The 17,278-nt window shown below is 53.6% G+C and carries 20 protein-coding genes; 6 read left to right on the top strand and 14 right to left on the bottom strand.

What is annotated here, in order from left to right:
• Positions 1-78: 78 nt before the first annotated feature.
• From SD69_RS15335 to SD69_RS15325, 3 genes are read right to left on the bottom strand one after another with little or no spacing between them, the layout of a single operon-like run.
• A complete protein-coding gene (locus SD69_RS15335; protein ID WP_041523903.1) occupies positions 79-840 on the bottom strand; it encodes an ABC transporter permease in 762 nt (253 codons plus the stop codon).
• Positions 837-1,763 (bottom strand): ABC transporter ATP-binding protein, encoded by a 927-nt coding sequence (locus SD69_RS15330; RefSeq protein ID WP_052481226.1) that lies wholly within the window; start codon positions 1,761-1,763, stop codon positions 837-839. Before SD69_RS15330 ends, SD69_RS15335 begins: the two co-directional genes overlap by 4 nt.
• 39 nt (positions 1,764-1,802) lie before the next feature.
• On the bottom strand, positions 1,803-2,291 hold the full coding sequence (locus tag SD69_RS15325; protein WP_041523901.1) for a hypothetical protein: 489 nt from the start codon (positions 2,289-2,291) through the stop codon (positions 1,803-1,805).
• 214 nt (positions 2,292-2,505) lie between these two features.
• On the opposite strand from SD69_RS15325, the gene SD69_RS15315 reads away from it, so the two are divergent.
• Entirely contained in the window at positions 2,506-3,531 is a 1,026-nt protein-coding gene (locus SD69_RS15315) for a helix-turn-helix transcriptional regulator (protein WP_052481223.1), read from the top strand.
• 14 nt (positions 3,532-3,545) lie between these two features.
• Here the strand turns inward: SD69_RS15315 and SD69_RS15310 are convergent, their stop codons facing one another.
• The 5 genes from SD69_RS15310 to SD69_RS15290 all read right to left on the bottom strand — a co-directional run bounded on the left by SD69_RS15310 (position 3,546) and on the right by SD69_RS15290 (position 6,591).
• On the bottom strand, positions 3,546-3,953 hold the full coding sequence (locus SD69_RS15310) for a VOC family protein (protein WP_041523898.1): 408 nt from the start codon (positions 3,951-3,953) through the stop codon (positions 3,546-3,548).
• 29 nt (positions 3,954-3,982) lie between these two features.
• Entirely contained in the window at positions 3,983-4,387 is a 405-nt protein-coding gene (locus SD69_RS15305) for a VOC family protein (protein WP_041523897.1), read from the bottom strand.
• A 2-nt stretch (positions 4,388-4,389) separates the two neighbouring features.
• Positions 4,390-4,815, bottom strand: coding sequence for a YciI family protein (locus tag SD69_RS15300; protein ID WP_041523896.1), 426 nt, complete (start codon positions 4,813-4,815; stop codon positions 4,390-4,392).
• Positions 4,816-4,905: 90 nt separating this feature from the next.
• A complete protein-coding gene (locus tag SD69_RS15295; protein ID WP_041523895.1) occupies positions 4,906-5,253 on the bottom strand; it encodes a YciI family protein in 348 nt (115 codons plus the stop codon).
• A 66-nt stretch (positions 5,254-5,319) separates the two neighbouring features.
• Entirely contained in the window at positions 5,320-6,591 is a 1,272-nt protein-coding gene (locus tag SD69_RS15290) for an RNA polymerase sigma factor (RefSeq protein WP_232301220.1), read from the bottom strand.
• Between the two features lie 110 nt (positions 6,592-6,701).
• Between SD69_RS15290 and msrP the strand changes: the two genes are divergently transcribed.
• The 5 genes from msrP to SD69_RS15265 all read left to right on the top strand — a co-directional run bounded on the left by msrP (position 6,702) and on the right by SD69_RS15265 (position 11,016).
• Positions 6,702-7,706: a protein-methionine-sulfoxide reductase catalytic subunit MsrP gene (msrP, locus tag SD69_RS15285; protein WP_041523894.1), complete on the top strand. Its 1,005-nt coding sequence runs from the start codon at positions 6,702-6,704 to the stop codon at positions 7,704-7,706.
• A gap of 63 nt (positions 7,707-7,769) precedes the next feature.
• On the top strand, positions 7,770-8,390 hold the full coding sequence (locus SD69_RS15280) for a protein-methionine-sulfoxide reductase heme-binding subunit MsrQ (RefSeq protein ID WP_041523893.1): 621 nt from the start codon (positions 7,770-7,772) through the stop codon (positions 8,388-8,390).
• Positions 8,391-8,445: 55 nt separating this feature from the next.
• Complete coding sequence (locus SD69_RS15275; RefSeq protein WP_041523892.1) at positions 8,446-9,426, top strand: DUF2157 domain-containing protein; 981 nt, start codon at positions 8,446-8,448, stop codon at positions 9,424-9,426.
• Complete coding sequence (locus tag SD69_RS15270) at positions 9,419-10,495, top strand: DUF4401 domain-containing protein (protein ID WP_041523891.1); 1,077 nt, start codon at positions 9,419-9,421, stop codon at positions 10,493-10,495. The genes SD69_RS15275 and SD69_RS15270 overlap by 8 nt, the downstream gene beginning before the upstream one ends.
• Positions 10,492-11,016 carry a GDYXXLXY domain-containing protein gene (locus SD69_RS15265; protein ID WP_041523890.1) on the top strand — a complete coding sequence of 175 codons (525 nt, stop codon included), beginning with the start codon at positions 10,492-10,494 and terminating at the stop codon, positions 11,014-11,016. Before SD69_RS15270 ends, SD69_RS15265 begins: the two co-directional genes overlap by 4 nt.
• A gap of 19 nt (positions 11,017-11,035) precedes the next feature.
• On the opposite strand, the gene SD69_RS15260 is transcribed toward SD69_RS15265, so the two are convergent.
• Genes SD69_RS15260 through SD69_RS15235 form a run of 6 tightly spaced genes read right to left on the bottom strand, consistent with a single transcriptional unit; the run spans position 11,036 to position 17,004 of the window.
• Positions 11,036-11,323 (bottom strand): amphi-Trp domain-containing protein, encoded by a 288-nt coding sequence (locus SD69_RS15260; protein WP_052481220.1) that lies wholly within the window; start codon positions 11,321-11,323, stop codon positions 11,036-11,038.
• Between the two features lie 5 nt (positions 11,324-11,328).
• On the bottom strand, positions 11,329-12,666 hold the full coding sequence (locus tag SD69_RS15255; protein WP_157471720.1) for a metallophosphoesterase family protein: 1,338 nt from the start codon (positions 12,664-12,666) through the stop codon (positions 11,329-11,331).
• Positions 12,663-13,358 carry a histidine phosphatase family protein gene (locus tag SD69_RS15250; protein WP_041523889.1) on the bottom strand — a complete coding sequence of 232 codons (696 nt, stop codon included), beginning with the start codon at positions 13,356-13,358 and terminating at the stop codon, positions 12,663-12,665. Before SD69_RS15250 ends, SD69_RS15255 begins: the two co-directional genes overlap by 4 nt.
• The gene (locus tag SD69_RS15245) at positions 13,358-14,494 is read right to left on the bottom strand and encodes an HprK-related kinase B (RefSeq protein ID WP_052481217.1); all 1,137 of its coding nucleotides are present in this window, start codon (positions 14,492-14,494) and stop codon (positions 13,358-13,360) included. Before SD69_RS15245 ends, SD69_RS15250 begins: the two co-directional genes overlap by 1 nt.
• On the bottom strand, positions 14,487-15,380 hold the full coding sequence (locus tag SD69_RS15240) for a GAK system ATP-grasp enzyme (protein WP_041523888.1): 894 nt from the start codon (positions 15,378-15,380) through the stop codon (positions 14,487-14,489). Before SD69_RS15240 ends, SD69_RS15245 begins: the two co-directional genes overlap by 8 nt.
• The gene (locus tag SD69_RS15235; protein WP_041523887.1) at positions 15,373-17,004 is read right to left on the bottom strand and encodes a PhoU domain-containing protein; all 1,632 of its coding nucleotides are present in this window, start codon (positions 17,002-17,004) and stop codon (positions 15,373-15,375) included. Before SD69_RS15235 ends, SD69_RS15240 begins: the two co-directional genes overlap by 8 nt.
• Between the last annotated feature and the right edge of the window lie 274 nt (positions 17,005-17,278).

Raw genomic sequence — 17,278 nt, 5'->3', positions numbered from 1 at the left:
GATTACGACAGGGTTTGGAGGGGTGAAAACTGCATACGTATACATAACAAATGAATACGTATGCAGGGGTTAACGTTATTAAGGTTTGAGTTTGTAGCCGGTTTTAAAAATCCAGGTAATAAGCCCGAGGCAAATGGCCATAAATAGCGCAATCATGCCCAAGCTTATGCCTACGTGCACATCGGCGCTGCCGTAAAAGCTCCAGCGAAAGCCACTGACCAAATACACCACCGGGTTTAGCAGCGTGATTTTTTGCCAAAGCTCGGGCAGCATATTGATCGAGTAAAAGGTGCCACCTAAAAACGTCAGCGGCGTGATTACCATCATCGGGATAATTTGCAGCTGCTCAAAGCTGTTGGCCCAAAGCCCGATTAAAAACCCTAGCAAGCTAAAGGTTATTGCGGTCAGCACCAAAAACATTAGCATCCATATGGGGTGCATGATCGAATAGTCGACAAAGACTCTTGCCGTGATTAGGATAATCAGCCCCAAAATAACCGATTTAGTCGCCGCGGCACCCACGTACCCCAGAACGATTTCCACCCCCGATACCGGCGCCGATAACACCTCGTAAATGGTGCCGGTAAATTTGGGCATGTAAATCCCAAATGATGCGTTTGAGGTGCTCTCGGTTAAAATGCTGAGCATTAACAGCCCCGGCACAATAAACGCGCCGTAGCTGATGCCGTCGATCTCGACAATGCGCGAGCCGATGGCCGAGCCAAACACAATAAAGTACAGAGACGTCGACAACACAGGTGAAGCGATCGATTGCATTAAGGTGCGCCATGCGCGGGCCAGCTCGTAAAAATAAATAGCTTTCACACCATAGTGGTTCATGGTTTTTCCTCCACCAGTGAGACAAAAATTTCTTCCAGCGAGCTCTGACGGGTTTGTAGATCTTGGTAGTCGATACCGGCGTTCTGCAATTGCGCGAGTAACTCGGAGACCCCAGAGCTCGCCTCGGCGGTGCTGTAGCTGTAGATTAAGCTGTTGCCGTCTTCAGCCAGCTGCAGGTCATCACGGATTAAGTTTGGCGGTAAGGTGGTAAGCGGTTCGCTGAGAAATACGGTTAAACTTTTGCGGCCGAGTTCGCGCATCAGGGCGTGTTTTTCTTCAACCAACATTAACTTACCTTTGTTGATTACCCCAATTCGGTCGGCCATATCTTCGGCCTCTTCGATGTAGTGGGTGGTCAGAATAATGGTTACGCCCTCTTCGCGCAGGCGCCGGATCATGGCCCACATATCGCGCCGGAGCTCTACATCCACCCCGGCGGTGGGCTCGTCTAAAAATAAGATGTTCGGTTGGTGCGCCAGCGCTTTGGCAATCAGTACCCGGCGTTTCATGCCGCCCGAGAGCGCCATAATGCGCGAATCTTTTTTATCCCACAGCGATAAGGTTTTAAGTAACTGCTCGAGGTAGGCATCGTCTGCGGGGCAGCCAAATAAGCCGCGGCTAAAACGTACGGTGTCCCATACCGACTCAAAAATATTCACCGACAGCTCTTGCGGCACTAGGCCAATTTGTTTGCGCGCTTGACGAAAATCTTTATGAATATCGAGTGAGTCGGCAATAATGCGTCCGCCTGTGGCTTTTACGATGCCGCAGACAATACCGATTAGGGTGGTTTTGCCCGCGCCATTGGGGCCGAGCAGGGCAAAGATCTCGCCCTGACGGATGGATAAGTTAATATCGGTAAGCGCGGTAAACCCCGTGTCGTACGTTTTTTCGACGCCCTCTAGGGTGAGAATATCTGGCACGTTAGCTCCTTGTAGTAGCAGTATCAGCCGTGTGGAGCTCTATAGTAATAGTATAGAGCCCAATTGGTTTGGGGTGCCTGCCACCGGGGAAATCCCGTGGCGCCCCAGTACGGGCAGTAGCGTGGCCGCTTGTTCGGCCAAAAAGGCGCGATAATCACGGTTAAATACCCGCCATAGTTGTTTGACGGTTGGCGCCGGGATGCAGCTGCGCGACTGCTTGAGGGTGGCGCTGTGTGCGGTGCACTCCAGGCGCTCCAGTGCGGCGGCAAACTTGAGGGTACGATCCTCCAATCGGTTGGCAAGCACCGGGTCGTAATCGGATAAAAACGGATAATAGGCATCCCATTGGCGCGCGGCAAATTGTCGCAATTGCCAGGCGCAGACGTTTACCGCGGTTTGCACCTGTTGCGGGTCGCTGCCATCAGGGTGTTGTAGCGTGTCACTGAGTTTGCGCAGATAAGCCGTGACGGGCTTGCTGTGGTAGTGACTACTGATGGCGGGTTGGCTTTGGTGGTGTGAGACAAACATTGTGAATCCTCCCTGCGATGGTCGCGCCGGCCCTGTAACGTCAGGGTGGGGCGCCCTAAGACCGTAATAGTGTGGTACACCTTGTCGTTTACGTTAGAGGCTAATCGACATAGTGGGTTAAAAGCTGCATGCTAATGGCTATATACGACAGTTTCTGACGTATAGCACCGTTAGCCTCTCAAATCGACAATGAGCCGAGCCGCCCGGAGGTACAATGGCCAATACCGCCACCCGTCTGTTGAATTTAATTATGCTGCTGCAGCGTGAGCCTAACTCGCCCGCCTCTCGTCTGGCCGAGGCGTTGGATGTCTCGGTGCGTACCGTACAGCGTTACATAACGATGCTCGAAGAAATGGGCGTGCCTGTGTATGCCGAGCGAGGGGCCCAGGGTGGCTACTCGCTGGTACGGGGGTATCGTATGCCACCGCTGGTGCTTTCGCCCGAGGAGGCGGTAGCCGTCTCATTGGGCACTTCGGTGATGTCGGTACTGTGGGGCAACTTGTTTCGCACCTCAGCCCAGAGCGCCATGAGTAAAATTGCCAATGTGCTGCCAGAGGAGCAATTACGCGAGGTGCGCTGGGCCCAGGACAGCCTTTTAACCCGGGGTTTACCAAGGGCAAACCCCAGTGTCGATGAGCCGTTGCTGGAGGCTTTGTACCAAGCCAGCCGGCGCTGCCAGCAAGTGGAAATTGTTTATCAGGGACGTGGCCGCGAGCAGGCCGAAGCGCGGCGCATAGCCCCTTACGCCCTGATTTACAGTTGGGGGCAGCAATACTGCGTCGCCTATTGTCACCTGCGCGGAGCAATGCGCTCGTTTCGGGTGGACCGGATGCTGTCATTACAGCCTTTGGATGAACATTTTACCAAGCCGGATGACTTTGATCCCAACCTGTATCTGAATCAAGACGCAGACGACCGGCCGATGACGAAAGTGCGCTTGTTGTTTGCGCCGCAGTATGCGGACCTGGCCCGCGACTACGCCTGTTGCTGGGACAACACCGAAACCCTTGCCGACGGCAGCCTGGTCGCCGAGTACTTAACCGCCGATTTAGATATGGCGCGCTGCCGGGTGATGAGCTTTGCGCCCAAGGCGAAGGTGCTGGAGCCGCCCGAGCTGATTGCGAACATCCAGCAGGCGGCTTATGCGGTGTTAGAGCAGTACCCCACCGAGCCGATGGTGCCCGAGGCTTTAGGCGCGGTGGCCAAAGCCGGACGAACAGGCGTGAGCTTAACGAGCTAAGTTGCCGAAGCGCGCTATTGCGGGTCGCAGTTGATCATCCATTTAATGCCGAACTTGTCTTTAAAGGTACCAAAGCGCTCCGCCCAGAAGGTTTTTTCGAGCGGCATAATGATTTCACCGTCAGCGCTAAGGGCGTTAAACATCGCTTCGGCTTGTGATGCACTTTCGGTTTGCAGCGCGACGGAGATACCTTGTGGTGCTTGATAGTCGTCCGCTGGAACATCTGAGCCCATCAATATTGCACCACCGATGGTTAAACTTACGTGCATGATTTTGTCGTCGCAGCTGGCGTCTACCGGGTTGCCACCGGGCGCTTCTTTGTAGGTTCCCATGTAATCAATGGGCAGGCCTAAGCACTCACTGTAAAAGGTAAAAGCCTCGGCGCAATTGCCGTTGTAAAAAATATAGGGATTAACGTTCATGGGCTGTCTCCTAAAAGTGGCCTCGTTATTTACGCTGTGGTTGGTTTTCCGCTCATATGAAACAGCTCCCAAATGTGGCCGTCCAAATCCTCAAAGCTGCGCTGGTACATAAACCCATAATCTTTCGCTTCGCGGTGCTCACGCCCACCCTGTGCGCAGACTATATCAAGTAGGCTATCAACTTCATCGCGGCTGTCGCAGGCCAGTGCTGTTAATACTTCGGTACTGGTTTTTGCGTCAGTTATGGGCTTATCGGTAAAGCCTTGAAAAAACGATTTTACCAGCAACATAACGTAGCTGGTGTCGGTAACGATCATGCAGGTGGCATTTTCGTCGGTAAACTCAGGGTTAAACTCAAACCCCAGCGCCGTAAAAAATTCGATAGATTTGTTGAGGTTATTGACGGGCAAGTTGACAAAAATTTGGCTGGGCATGGTTAGCTCCTTAATGTTAAGCGTTGACGCAAGCTCTCTTCTTGCTGACGAAGATCGGGGGTGAGTGCCTCGCCAAAATCGTCGGGACCCAAAATCGGACGTATTTCTACGCTGTAATGCTGCCCGCTGGGGCTGGGGATTTTAGCTGCCCAGTCGCAGGCCGCTTGTAGTGAGGGCAGCTCCCACACCCAGTATCCGGCGATGGTGTTGGGGGTAAACGTAAATGGCCCCGGCTCGATCGCGGCGCCTGAGTCAGTAAAATTTACTCGCGCCGAGCGCGAGGTGGGGTGTAAGCCGTTGCCTGACACCAGTACTCCGGCCGCTGCCAGTTGCTGATTAAACTCGCCCATCGCCTGAAGAAGTTCTGTGCCGGGCATAACGCCTGCCTCGGTCGCGGGGCTGGCCGGCATAATGATAAAAAACTGCATTGAGTGGCTCCTGTATCTCTAAAGTATGAAAAGCGGTAACACGGTGAATAGTCGTTTGGCGCTTTCTTAAATCGACAGGGCCACTGAAAATTAATTTACTTGCAGTTGCCGCACCGGGCGCACCTCTATGCTGCCCACCCGGGCAGGCGGAATCCCCTGAGCGATGCGTAGCGCCTCGTTTAAATCCCGCGCTTCAATCATATAAAAGCCGGCGAGCTGCTCTTTGGTTTCGGCGAAAGGGCCGTCGGTTATTTGTACCTCACCGCCGCGTACTCGCACCGTGGTGGCGGTGGCGACGGGCTCCAGCGCCTGGCCGGCTAAAAGCTGGCCTTTGTCCTGTAGCGATTGCGCATAGGCGGCGCACTCTGAATCGTGCGGGCTATCGGGCAGGCCGTGTAGGTCGGTTTCGTCGCTGTACACTAAGCATAAATATTTCATGGGGCTCCTTAGACGCTGGTTCGCGTAAAACGTGAATGAGTTAGTTATAGTCGAAATCCAGGGAGGTTAATCGACAGGGCTATTTATTTTTTTACACTCGTTAAGGCGGCGGGTTAAAAACGATTGTTCGGGCTGCTGATTGGTGAGGGTGAGGGCGGCAGCATAAGCCGATGCGGCTTCATCCAGGCGGTTTAAGCGCCGTAGTAAATCGGCTTGTGCGGCGCGCGCGGGTAAGTATTGGTCAAGCTCGCCTGTGGCAAGCAGTGTTTCCAGCTCGGTGAGGGCGGTTAGCGGCTCGCGGTGGTAGGAGAGCGCGACAATGCGGTTAAGGGCTACCACCGGCGAGGGTTGCACGCGCAGCAGTAAATCGTATAACCCCACGATCTCGGCCCAGTCGGTTGCTGCCCAGCGTGGCGCCTCGGCGTGAACCGCCGAAATAGCCGCCTGGAGTACATAGGCACCCGGAGGCCCGGCGTTTAATGCCTCGCGTACCAGCGCACAACCTTCGCTAATGGCGCTTGCGTCCCACAGGCTGCGGTCTTGCTCCTCGAGGGTGATGATGCCCCCGGTGGGTGATGTGCGCGCCTGGTGGCGAGAGTGGTTGAGCCGCATAAGTGCCAGTAGCCCGGTTACCTCGGGCTCGGGTAATAATTCGTGTAGCAGTCGGCCTAAGCGTATGGCCTCGTCGGCCAATAGTACGCGGGTTGCCTGGGCACCGCTGGAGGCGCTGTACCCTTCATTGAACACCAGGTAAATGACTTGAAGTACCGACTGTAGACGCTCGGTAAGCTCACTGGGGCCCGGCACCTCATAAGGGATGTTGGCCGATTGTATTTTTCGTTTGGCGCGCACAATACGCTGAGCGATGGTGCTGGGCTTGGCCAGATAAGCACTGGCAATTTCTTCGGTGGTTAGGTCGCACACTTCACGTAAGGTTAGCGCTGTGCGGGCCTCGGGGCTTAGGCTTGGGTGGCAGCAGGTAAATATCAGTCGCAAACGGTCATCGGGGATGCGATCGTCATCGGTATACAGTTCGTCATCGTTTGCGTCGCTGGAGGGCGGCAGTTGGTCGCTGAGCTCGGTAAAGCGTTGCCGGCGGCGGATCCGGTCGATGGCCTTAAACCGCCCCGCTGAGACCAACCAGGCGCGAGGGTTATCGGGCAACCCGTTTTGGGGCCACTGCTCGAGCGCGGCGGCAAAAGCGTTGTGTAGGGCCTCTTCGGCCAAATCAAAGTCGCCCAGCAGGCGAATCAAGGTGGCCAGTACCCGGCGCGACTCGCTCTGGTAGAGGGTTTGTATCTGCTGCTCTATTGGCGCTTTAGAGTTCGTAGGCTTCACTTGGTACATCCAATTGGCTGGTGCGAGCGTAACTGTAACAAATAGCGTATTTTGACGTCTTATGAGTTAAGCACGTTTTATTGCACTCTAAATCACAGGATTCTGCCATTATGCTGATTAAACGACCGCCGCGCATTGCCTCTAGCGAAATCACCCCCGAGCCTATTTACCGCGCCCGGCGGCAATTTATGCGGCAGAGTGTCGCTCTGGGTACGGCGGCTATTGCGGCGGGCGCGGTGGGGGGGGCGCAGGCAAAGCCATCGTTTGTGGCTAAGGCGGACGTCGCGAGCCCGCCTTGGTTGCGCGATAAAATTGCCGGGGCTGCGGCGGATACCTCCGAGATCAACGACACATTGACGCCTTACGAGCATGTCACCAGTTATAACAACTTTTATGAGTTTGGTTACAACAAAGACGACCCGGCAAAACACAGCGGCTCGCTTAAACCGCACCCCTGGCAGGTGGAAATTAGCGGTGAGGCCGAAAAGACCGGAACTTTTGACCTTGAGGACATCCTGAGTAAAGTTGAGCTGCAAGAGCGGGTTTATCGGCTGCGCTGCGTCGAGGCCTGGTCTATGGTCATCCCGTGGATCGGGTTTGAACTGGGTTCGCTACTCAAGCAGTTTAACCCCACCAGCCGCGCTAAGTACGTGGCTTTTACGACGCTTAAAGATACCAAGCAGATGCCCGCTCAAGGCAGCGCGTTTGGCACCATTGACTGGCCCTACGTGGAGGGTTTGCGCATGGATGAGGCGATGCACCCGCTTACGCTGTTAGCGGTGGGTTTGTACGGTAAAGCGCTGCCTAATCAAAACGGCGCCCCGCTGCGCTTGGTGGTGCCATGGAAGTACGGTTTTAAAAGTATTAAATCCATCGTAAAAATTGAGTTTACCGAAGAGCAGCCTCCTACAAGCTGGAATATATCGGCGCCCAATGAGTACGGTTTTTACGCTAATGTGAACCCCAAGGTTGATCACCCGCGCTGGTCACAGGCCACCGAGCGCCGTTTGCCCAGCGGCTTGTTTAGCCCCAACATTATCGATACCCAGATGTTTAATGGCTACGATGAGGTGGCATCGCTGTACCGTGGTATGGATTTAAAAAAATATTTTTGAACGCAGCGTAATATGTGCCCGGCGTTCAGCGTCTGAGGCCAGATGTAAACAGTGAGCAAATCTATGAGAGCAGTAACCTGGCGGCGACTCGCTATTTTCACCCTGTCGCTTGTCCCGTTTATTTGGATCGTCTATCTTACGATTACGCAACAGCTGGGTGCTGATCCGGCTAAAACCATCGTTTTGTTTACCGGCGAGTGGACGATATATTTTTTGTTTATCACCCTCGCCGTGAGTCCTTTGGTCAAATTTGCCAAGTGGCGCTGGCTGATAGTGCACCGGCGCATGCTGGGGTTGTTTGCGCTGTTTTATGCCTTATGCCATGTGGCAGCTTATTTAACTTTTATTCTGGGCTTGGATTTTGCCCGCTTTTTTTCCGAGCTCGTCAAACGGCCTTATATTACCGCGGGTATGCCGGCGGTGTTGATTTTAATTGCCTTGGGCGTGACCTCTACCAAGGGCATGATGCGTCGTTTGGGAAGCAACTGGACCAAACTGCATCGGCTGGTGTATGTTGCTTTGCTGCTCGGTTGGGTACATGTGCTCTGGCAGGTACGCTCTAGCTATTTTGAGGCGGTACTCTACGGCGCGATTACCGCGCTGCTGTTGGGTGTACGCCTGTACGGGTACTGGCAAAAACGCCAAAAGCGCCGGCTAAAAGCTGCGAGCGCAACGCCAAAATAGTCGCCGCCTCGGCGAATCGTTATAATAAAACAAAATTTGTACACTAAGGATGGTTATGCCCACTCGCCGACAACAACTTTTGCAACTGTTGCGCCGCCGCGCTTTTGCCGCAAACGATACTCCTCTACCAGACATTATCTCTGCCGCCGGTTTGCGTCCCAGTGCATCGGACTGGCACCATTTTGCCGACCGCTTACTCTTACTGCTCGGGGCGTTAAGCCTGGTGTTTTCACTGCTGTTTTTTATTGCCTACAATTGGGTAGAGTTGGGCCGAATGGGCCGTTTTGCACTGGTGGAGATTGCGCTGGTGGGGGCGGTGGGGCTTTACTGCTGGCAGCATCGGCGCCGTTGGGTGGCGGCGTTGGCGCTGCTCTCTGCCTCTGTTTTGCTCGGCGTACTAATGGCGCTGTTTGGGCAGGTTTACCAAACCGGGGCCGACCCTTGGCAGTTGTTTTTTAATTGGGCGCTACTGATTACCCCGTGGGTGATAGTGGCGCGCCTGCCGGCGCTTTGGCTGTTGTGGATTGCGCTGATTAACGTAAGCGCCGTTTTGTATTACTCGACGTTTTTTAGTTTGTTTGGTGGCCTGTTGGTAGGCGAGGGCTCTGAACGCTGGTTTATGTTTGTTTTTAATGGCCTGGCACTGGCGATTTGGGAGTGGCTCGCCCGGCGGCGCGAGCGCCCCGAATGGGCTCTGCGCATCGTCGCCATTGCGGCGGGGTTCGCCATGACCTCACTGGCGCTTGAGTGGGTGTTGAGCCCTGCAAGCACCAGTGCACTGGTGCTACTGATTTACGCCGGGGCACTGGCGGCCACCTATTGGGTGTACCGCTATTGGCAGTTTGATTTAATGTTGCTTGCCGGTGGCTGCATGTCCGTCATTATGGTGCTCCAGTGTTTGTTGTTTAAGGCCATTGCCGACACTGCCGAGGCGGCGGGGATGTCGTTACTGGCGATGTCGCTGCTGGGCATGGGTACCGGGGCGGCCTTGTGGTTAAAGCAGGTCAACGCTAAGGAGCAAGCTCGCCATGAGTAACGCATCAATGGATCTTGCCGAGCGCCTGCGCGCCGCCGGTATCACTGTCAACACCGACGCCTCCTCTGAGCCTGAAAACCCCTGGTACGTTAAAGCCCTGTTGGCGCTGTCGGCGTGGCTGGCCTCGTTGTTTTTACTGGTTGCGATGGGCGCGGCGCTGGCTGGGTTGTTTGACAGCAGGCTTGCGTTAACCATCTGCGGGTTGCTGCTGTTAGCCGCCGCGGTGTTGTTGCTTACCCGGTGGCGCAACGATTTTAATGACAACCTTGGTCTAGCCCTAAGCCTGGCCGGGCAGGTATTGGTGGTGTTTGCCCTAAACAAGGGCGTGGACCCGGATGAGGCGAGTTTTTGGTGGTCGGTGTGTGGGCTCCAGGCGGTACTTCTGGCCGTGCCTAACTTTTTCCACCGGGCGGTGGTTGCCGCGTTTGCGGGCGGCGCTTTTGCGTTAGCCTTAATGGCCTCGGGCTGGGGCCATTTTGCCGGCAGCGTGTTGATCGCCTTACTGGCTTTTGTCTGGTTAGCTGAGTTGACCCGTCTGCGCTCTGTGAGTTTGTGTCAGGCACTGGGTTATGGCTTGGCGGTATCCTTATTGGTAGTGCAATACCTGCGGCGCTGGCAGCTGTCGGAGCTTGAGAGCGCATTTGCCGTGCAAAGCAGCGCGGCAGGGGCGCTTGCCGCGGAGTGCCTCACCTTACTGGTGCTGTGCTGTGTGTTGGGGGTACTTATAAAACGCCAACAATTTGTGGTTAGTATGGGGCAGTGGGCTTTTTTGGCCGTATTTATCGCGTTATTAGGTGCGGCCTCGTGGCAAGCGTACGGGTTGCTGCAAGCCGTGGTTTTATTGCTACTGGCTTTTTATGGGCAAAATCGTTTGCTGTTCGGGGTGGCCGCCACCGCGTTACTGCTTTCTCTTAGCAGTTACTATTATTTGCTCGATACCACTTTGTTGATTAAATCAATGACCTTGTTGCTGTTAGGTATATTGTTGTTAGGCGCGCGAGCGCTGTTTTGTTATTTGTGGCCCGGCACGAAAGGTGACGATACGCATGCTCTGGAGGTGGAACCATGAGCCGGATTGTAGTGGTCATTACTTTAGTGGCGATGTTGGCCTTAGTGAATGTCAGCATCTGGAGTAAAGAACGTCATCTGGCTCAAGGCGATACTGTCTATTTAGAGTTGGCGCCGGTCGACCCGCGAAGCTTAATGCAAGGCGATTATATGACACTGCGTTTTGCTATTGCCGATGATTTACAGCAAGCACACAGTCTTGACCCGGCTCTATCGGATAAGCGTGTTTTTGATGGCGCGTTTGTGGCGCAGCTTGACGACAACCGCGTGGCGCACTTCTCCCGCTTAGCATCCAATGACGCTAAGTCGTTGGCAGAGGATGAAATCATAATTACCTATCGCGTGCGCAATAAACGCGTAAAATTTGCGACTAACGCCTACTTTTTTAAAGAGGGTACCGGCCAGGAATTTACCTCGGCCGAATACGGTCAGTTTCGGGTTAATGACGTTGGGGAGCCTCTATTAACCGCTTTGTACGATAAGGATTTGGTTAAATTGGGCGATTCTGATCGTTTAGATTGAGCCTTGTTGTTGCATTGCGTTACTTTTTAGTGCTTTTTCCGTTGATTTTTAATGTTTTTTGTTTGCCGTCAGTATCGCCTTGCTCGTGCCAGCTAAAACGCAGATTAACGCGGTTGTAGGCGTCTTCGCGCTGTGCTGTGAGTTTTACTTGCATCAGCCCTTGGGGGGTTAGGGTTAAGGTATCTTTACCTTCACTAAAAGCCAGCTCGCCATTGTCTATGCCATCCAATAACGCTTGCAATAGGTTGCGTATGGATTGGGTGTCTTGCAGTGACTCGTGGCGAAAGCTGTTTTTTTCACGGCTCATAATACTTATACCGATTCTGGTTGAAAGATTTTAATAACGGGCCAATCGCTGCTAATGCCGGCGATAAAGCCGCTGGGGTCAATAAGCGTGGCTCCGGCGCCCAATCCGGGTAGAGACTCTTTTTTACGCGAGTGTTTATCCAGGGTTATGTCACACTCAAAATGCAGAAGCTCTCGGCGCAATGCGAGCCGTTGGCCGTGGTGCAGGTTGCGGTGCCCGTGAACAATCGCGTGAATACCTGCCATGTGCGCCCGCTTAGAGCCGTGTTTACTTAAGGGGTGATCCACGTCGCGGTATTTGGTGCGCACACTGTTGGCTAGCGAACCATAGTAAAAATCAAACGGTGCCCCCTTTAGTTGTTTGCTAAAGGCTTTGTTTAGCGGCTTAATGCCGTGTTTGTTAATTTCGTCGGCTAAATGATCGTCCAGACCGGCGTGAACAAATAAAAAGCTACCGCGTTTGCTGGCGAGTTTTAACGTGTTAAAAAACCAGTAAAACTCCCCCTTGGGGCTTAAAAACAGCTTTTGCCAAAGTTTCGCGCTGGCATAAGCTTCTTTTAGCGAGAGGCCAGCGTCTTGACACTGCTGTTCAAACGCGGCCGTTTTCTTGGCGATCTTTTTTAGCTCTCGTTCACAGGCCGGGGCGGATAGGTGCGTTTTAGCCTGCTCTGGGAATTCGTTAAACCATGCCGGTTTTGGCAGTAACAGTTGGCGACATTTTTGTGTGCCAGGAACGCCAGCTAAGGCTTTGTCGCCGGTTAAGTACTCATCGCGAATTTCTTGCAAAAACGGAATGGCTTTGGCGCCCATACGAACAAAGAAGTGACCGTTAAGCGGGTCGTTGGCGTTGCCCGCCGTGCGCATACCATACAGTACCCGAACATCGTGGTTGCCCGCGAGTAACTCGACTTTCGCGTTTAGCTCGATCAGGTGCTTTAGCACCCTTAGCAGCCGTAAGTTGCTCGGGCCCTTATCAAAAAAATCTCCGCCAAAGACAAAAACAGAGGCTTTGCCTTGCTTGGTTAATGCAAAGTGCCTATCGGACGTTCCGGTTCGTTTTACGCCACCGCTGGCGGTTAGCGAGGCCAACAGCGCGTCGGCATCGGCGTGTAAGTCAGAGATAAAAATAACGCGACGCTTGGGCCAGTGCCATTCATACTGCGTCATCCATTGATGTATCCCGTGGCGCGCTCGGCGATGGCCTTTTTTATGCTGACGCAGGGCGTGTTTGCCCTCGTCTAGCCAAGGCTGGCATTCGGTTGGTAAAGCCATCGGCAGCCATTTTTTCCCCTGATAGCGCCCGAGTTTAGCCCAGGGTGGCGTAGGCGTAGCGTGTGTGCTCAATCGATTGACTCCCGTGTGGCGTCGCGTGTCTTCCAGTGGCCGGCTAAGTGCACCCAGCTGTCGTTGTCGTTGCCGATAATAACGGGCTGGGCGTGGTGCATACTCAGGCGCTGAATATCTGCTGTGCTGAGTATGCCGAGCTCGCAGCAGGCGTGCCGAAACGCCGCCCCATGACCCACAATAGGGGTGAGGGTATTGTCGGGTGCATCGCTGTTAACCTGCTTAATATACTCGGCGACACGTTTACCTGCCTGGCGTAAAGACTCGGCTCCCGGAAAGGGCAGGCAGTAATCGGCGCTGGATTTCCAGTGTTTGGGTGCGGCTGCATAGCGAGAATCTTGTGCGAGTATTTGCTCTATCTCGGCAATGGTTAAATTCGCCACGCTGCCAACGCAGCGCTCGGTTAACGCGTGAGTTTGGATAATTTCGGTATCGCTTTGTGCCAGAACTGCGTTGTTTATCGCGAGCGAGCGGCGAATGATAGTCGCCGTTTGCCACGCCCGTTGTAAGCTCGAGCTGTGTGTGGTCGGTGCCAGAGCTAAGCCGAGCTCGGCCGCAAAACTTACAAGCTGTGCCGCGCAGTGGCGAGCTTGCTGCTCGCCGTTCTCGGTAAGGGGGTAGGGCTGATGCGCGCTCGGCGTGTCAGGTTTTTGTTGGTAGTCGCCGTGGCGAATTAGGGCAAAAGCACGCATCAGTTGTGTGCCTCGGGCAGCGCCCACAGTTTCCAGCAAAAATCTTGCAGCGCGTTGAAGTCCACACCACCGCTCACTTCAAATACCCGTGTTTTGCTTAGTAATCGATTGTAGGCTGGTGGCTGCGGTGGTTGCGTATCAGGTTGGAACTGACCGTTTTTGTCCTGATAAAAAGGCCCCGAGGTTTTCATGAGGGCAGGCAGTAAATCTTGCCGCTGAGTGATATCGACCTGCTCGAGGCTGGTTTTGCTTTCGCTGTGGCGATCCCAGTTAAGCAACATAACGGCGCTTAGCCGCGCGCTATTGTCAATTCGGTTATTCTTGTCGTTGCCGTACAGGGGCGGAATCATAACGTCGTACTTTTCTTCCAGCTCCCAGAGTGCGTCGGGAGCCAGGGTTAAGTAATGTTGGCGTTGGCTCGCACTGAGCAAAGGCAGTAGGCGGGCGTTGTTAAGTAGTGTGCCGGGATTAACCCGCGGCATTTTAGCCACGCCACTAAGCATGAGCTGGCCGTTTTGATCCTTGATAAACACCCGGTCGTTGGAGATAAAGTTGACCTCGGGGTGCTCGAGCAACCGTAGCATACTCGTGGATTTACCACCGCCGGAAAAGCCGGCAATGGCAATTGCTTGCTGTTGATAGCAGGCAGCGGCGGCATGACCGATAAGCCACCCGCTTTGTTGCAGAGCGTTCATGGCCTGGTTGTTTATAAAGTTCACAATCTGATTGAGATTGGCGTTGCAGGGACCTATAGCAATGCACTGCGCACGGCTTTGTAAAAACACCATACCGGTGCGGTATTTACGAATCAAACGGGCATCGGCTACATCAATATAGGTGTCTTTTCGCCCGCTTTTTCCGGGCTCCCGAGTCCAGTCTTGCCAAGGTAGGTGTTCGCCAATGGCATCGTGCTCTATAACGCTAACGGTAATATCGATGTCGTCCGGGCGGACGCAGATCCAGGGCGAAAAGTACTCGCTTAACGCGTTGGCGGTACTGATCTGGGAGCACTCAATCGCGATAGTGGCGCCAGGTAATGCCAGTGTTAGGCCGTGCCGGGCGGTAGCGGCGATTTGTTCTAGCCAGCCGACGGTATCGTGTGCTGCTGTGTCGGGTTGGTGCTTGGCTTCAGCCATTGATCTTTCCTATCACGTAATCGGTGTAGAGGGCGGCGGCGTTTATGCCGATGCCGTCGAGGGCGCCGCGAAAGCCACCAAATGCCGACACTTCAAAAACTATTGGGCCGCTGTCGGTCTCGGCAACGTCGACGGTGGTGAAATCCATGGCAAAGGGCGCTTGGGCACGTTTAGCTAAATCGATGAGGGTTTGTTCGGGCTCGGCTTTGGTGTATTTTCCGCCGCTGTGTATGGTGGTGTTCCAGCTATTGCCAGCGCCTTGTCGGGCGTAGCTGCCAAGGTACTGGCCGCCGAGAAATACCATCCCCAAATCCCGCCCGCTTAAATTAAGCTTTTGTTGAATGTACATCATAGGGTGTTGCGCGGCAAAGCGAGCGATGGCGGTTTGTTTGTCGGGCTGGGCGTGGGTAATAAGTTCCATGCCCCGGGCTTTGGTCGAGTATAGGGGTTTGAACACCGCCTCTCCAAAGGTCTCCACCGCTTTCAAGGCTTGCTCGGGGCATTCGGTGATGATTGTCGCCGGCATAGGGATATCGTGATTGCGCAGCGTCACGGTACAGCTAAGGCGGTCGATAAGCCGTAGGATGTGCTCGGCCTTACTGAATACTTTAACCCCCGCGGCCTCGGCAACTCGCAGTAACTCGAGTCGATCAAGGGTGTTGGGGCTGTACTCGCTGCTGATTTTTTTAACGATAATGCCGTCGAGCTGACACAGGTTCGTGTCGTCATACCACAGCTGGCCGTGGGCAAGATTGAGAGTAACCTGTTGCATATCGACCACCATACGAAACCCGGTGCGTGCTTCAATAGCATCGGCGAGAGTCTCGGTGGACCACTTGCCGGGTAGCCCGACAACGGCAATCTTTACATCGGCGGTTTTACTCACTAAAAAGCTCCTTGAGAGGTACGCGATAGTCGCGTATTTTATGGCTAGGCAGCTGGTTTATTTGCTCCAGTAAATAGCGGGCTTTTAGGTACATCCGCATGGCCATGGTGTGATCCAGAATAAATCGTGTCGAGGTGACAAACGAGCGCGCCAGACCTAAGGCTAATCTGATCTCAAAGGTTTTGTCATCGTGTTTTTCGGCAAAGGCGCGAACAATGTTATAAAACCAGCACACTTGCTCACGTATACGCCGTCGAACGGGCTCTTCTAGCATTTGCAAACGGTAGTTGGAGACCATAAATACTGACGCGTCTTGTACATAGTCCATATAACAGGAGCGGTGCAGGTCAATAAAATTGATCTTACCGAGGTCGGAATCGTAGATAATGTTGTCGACATTAAAATCGCCATGAATAAACACACTAAAAGGTGGGGCTAAGCGCTGCTCTTTTTTAGCCGCTTTTTTAACCAGAGCATCAAAGCTTTCGATACTATGCCCACCCACGCGTTGGCGCTCGTGCTTAAAATCCGGATGAACGTTGTAGACATCGGGTAAGCGCTTAAGGGTTTGCGCCATAAAGTGGGCCGGGTGAGGCTCTTTGGTGTAGGTTTCCTGCCAGATGCTATTGAGTGTTTTTTTAAGGCATGTCATGGCTTTTTTGCGGTGCTTTTGCGGCGAGTTAATTACCAGCTGCTCAAAGGTTTCGCCGTTTAGGTGCTCAATCAACAGCGCGGCGTTGTCTCCCTCTTTTTGGAAGGTATGTATATGAGGCGCCACGCCCGGGTATATGTCGTGCCAGCGATTGACGCCTTCTAGCTCTTCTTTCAACTTTCGCTTAGTGCCGTCTTTGTAGACTAGGCGTTGCCACTGCTCGTCGCTCGGGTTGTCAATCGCACTGATGCCACTGCCCGAGCGGGTCTCGGCTAATGGCGTCACCTGTAGCTGTGCGGCCATACCTTCGTCAAGCCAGCTGTTAATAGTGTTGCGCAGCGAGTTGTAGCGTTGCAAATCGAGTGGTTGCCCCATGTGACCGGAGATAATCGAATCGCTGATATTTAACAAGGCATCGCCCATTTGTTCGATGGCGTGGGCTATAAACAGGCCGCTAACGAGATCTTCTGTGTGCTTCTTTTTCTTAAGCTGAAGAGTGTAATGACCTACCAACTTTTTATAGGACTTCTCGAGTTTACGCTCGGTTCTACCAAGCTTTAGTGCCAGTTGTGTGTCACGGTCTTTAAGGGCGCGGGATATCAAATCAATGCTCTTATCGACCTTGTCTAACAGTGGTAAAAAAACAGTCAAATCCAGCCGAGCACCACTGTGTAAAAAGTTCATTTGCTGTAGGCACTCACGCGATAGTTCGGCAATTCGCTCCAGCTCACTGGCAATTCGGCTAATTGCACGGTAACTCATTGAGTGCTGGTTGCTCTGGAGCGCAATATGCTTCATGCAGGCATTTTGTACCCGCAAGTTTAAATTATAGGCGTGACCACTGCGCTCCAATAGGCGGTGGGCGTGAGCTACAGTGCCGTGTGAGAAAAAGCTTTGTAGGTGGCCGATGTGAGTTTTCACTTCACTGATCAGAAAGTAAAGGCTGTCGGTGATGGCTGGGGTTAGAACCATGCCGGGCTCCCGGTGGGTAATGTTTTGCTTAGGCCTGGGTGCCCGTGGAGCCTGCTGGTGGCGGGTTGAAGCCTAAAATCAATAAAGCAGAGCGCTATAGTACGGTGCCCATGGGTCGATTGAAAGCTCTGCCAGTTCTTGTCACGAAAATGTCACAAGGTGTTAAACGGGAGCTGGGATGCCACTTTAGCCAGGGTAATATTCCAGTAAGCAACGCGATCGCTGCTCTTCGCTTACCTGAAAATTGTGTGATATTTATCTCATGTTGGAGAAG

The organism is Gilvimarinus agarilyticus (assembly GCF_000832015.1).
Taxonomy (GTDB): Bacteria; Pseudomonadota; Gammaproteobacteria; order Pseudomonadales; family Cellvibrionaceae; genus Gilvimarinus; species Gilvimarinus agarilyticus.
Note: the sequence above shows the minus strand (reverse complement) of the source record. Positions and strands in the feature narration are given on the sequence as shown.

Coding starts and splice junctions, on each gene's coding strand:
- SD69_RS15260 (WP_052481220.1), bottom strand. CDS start 11,323: ATGAGCCGTGAAAAAAACAGCTTTCGCCACGAGTCACTGCAAGACACC.
- msrP (WP_041523894.1), top strand. CDS start 6,702: ATGCTGATTAAACGACCGCCGCGCATTGCCTCTAGCGAAATCACCCCC.
- SD69_RS15275 (WP_041523892.1), top strand. CDS start 8,446: ATGCCCACTCGCCGACAACAACTTTTGCAACTGTTGCGCCGCCGCGCT.
- SD69_RS15245 (WP_052481217.1), bottom strand. CDS start 14,494: ATGGCTGAAGCCAAGCACCAACCCGACACAGCAGCACACGATACCGTC.
- SD69_RS15305 (WP_041523897.1), bottom strand. CDS start 4,387: ATGCCCAGCCAAATTTTTGTCAACTTGCCCGTCAATAACCTCAACAAA.
- SD69_RS15325 (WP_041523901.1), bottom strand. CDS start 2,291: ATGTTTGTCTCACACCACCAAAGCCAACCCGCCATCAGTAGTCACTAC.
- SD69_RS15300 (WP_041523896.1), bottom strand. CDS start 4,815: ATGCAGTTTTTTATCATTATGCCGGCCAGCCCCGCGACCGAGGCAGGC.
- SD69_RS15270 (WP_041523891.1), top strand. CDS start 9,419: ATGAGTAACGCATCAATGGATCTTGCCGAGCGCCTGCGCGCCGCCGGT.
- SD69_RS15265 (WP_041523890.1), top strand. CDS start 10,492: ATGAGCCGGATTGTAGTGGTCATTACTTTAGTGGCGATGTTGGCCTTA.
- SD69_RS15280 (WP_041523893.1), top strand. CDS start 7,770: ATGAGAGCAGTAACCTGGCGGCGACTCGCTATTTTCACCCTGTCGCTT.
- SD69_RS15315 (WP_052481223.1), top strand. CDS start 2,506: ATGGCCAATACCGCCACCCGTCTGTTGAATTTAATTATGCTGCTGCAG.
- SD69_RS15335 (WP_041523903.1), bottom strand. CDS start 840: ATGAACCACTATGGTGTGAAAGCTATTTATTTTTACGAGCTGGCCCGC.
- SD69_RS15250 (WP_041523889.1), bottom strand. CDS start 13,358: ATGCGTGCTTTTGCCCTAATTCGCCACGGCGACTACCAACAAAAACCT.
- SD69_RS15235 (WP_041523887.1), bottom strand. CDS start 17,004: ATGGTTCTAACCCCAGCCATCACCGACAGCCTTTACTTTCTGATCAGT.
- SD69_RS15310 (WP_041523898.1), bottom strand. CDS start 3,953: ATGAACGTTAATCCCTATATTTTTTACAACGGCAATTGCGCCGAGGCT.
- SD69_RS15295 (WP_041523895.1), bottom strand. CDS start 5,253: ATGAAATATTTATGCTTAGTGTACAGCGACGAAACCGACCTACACGGC.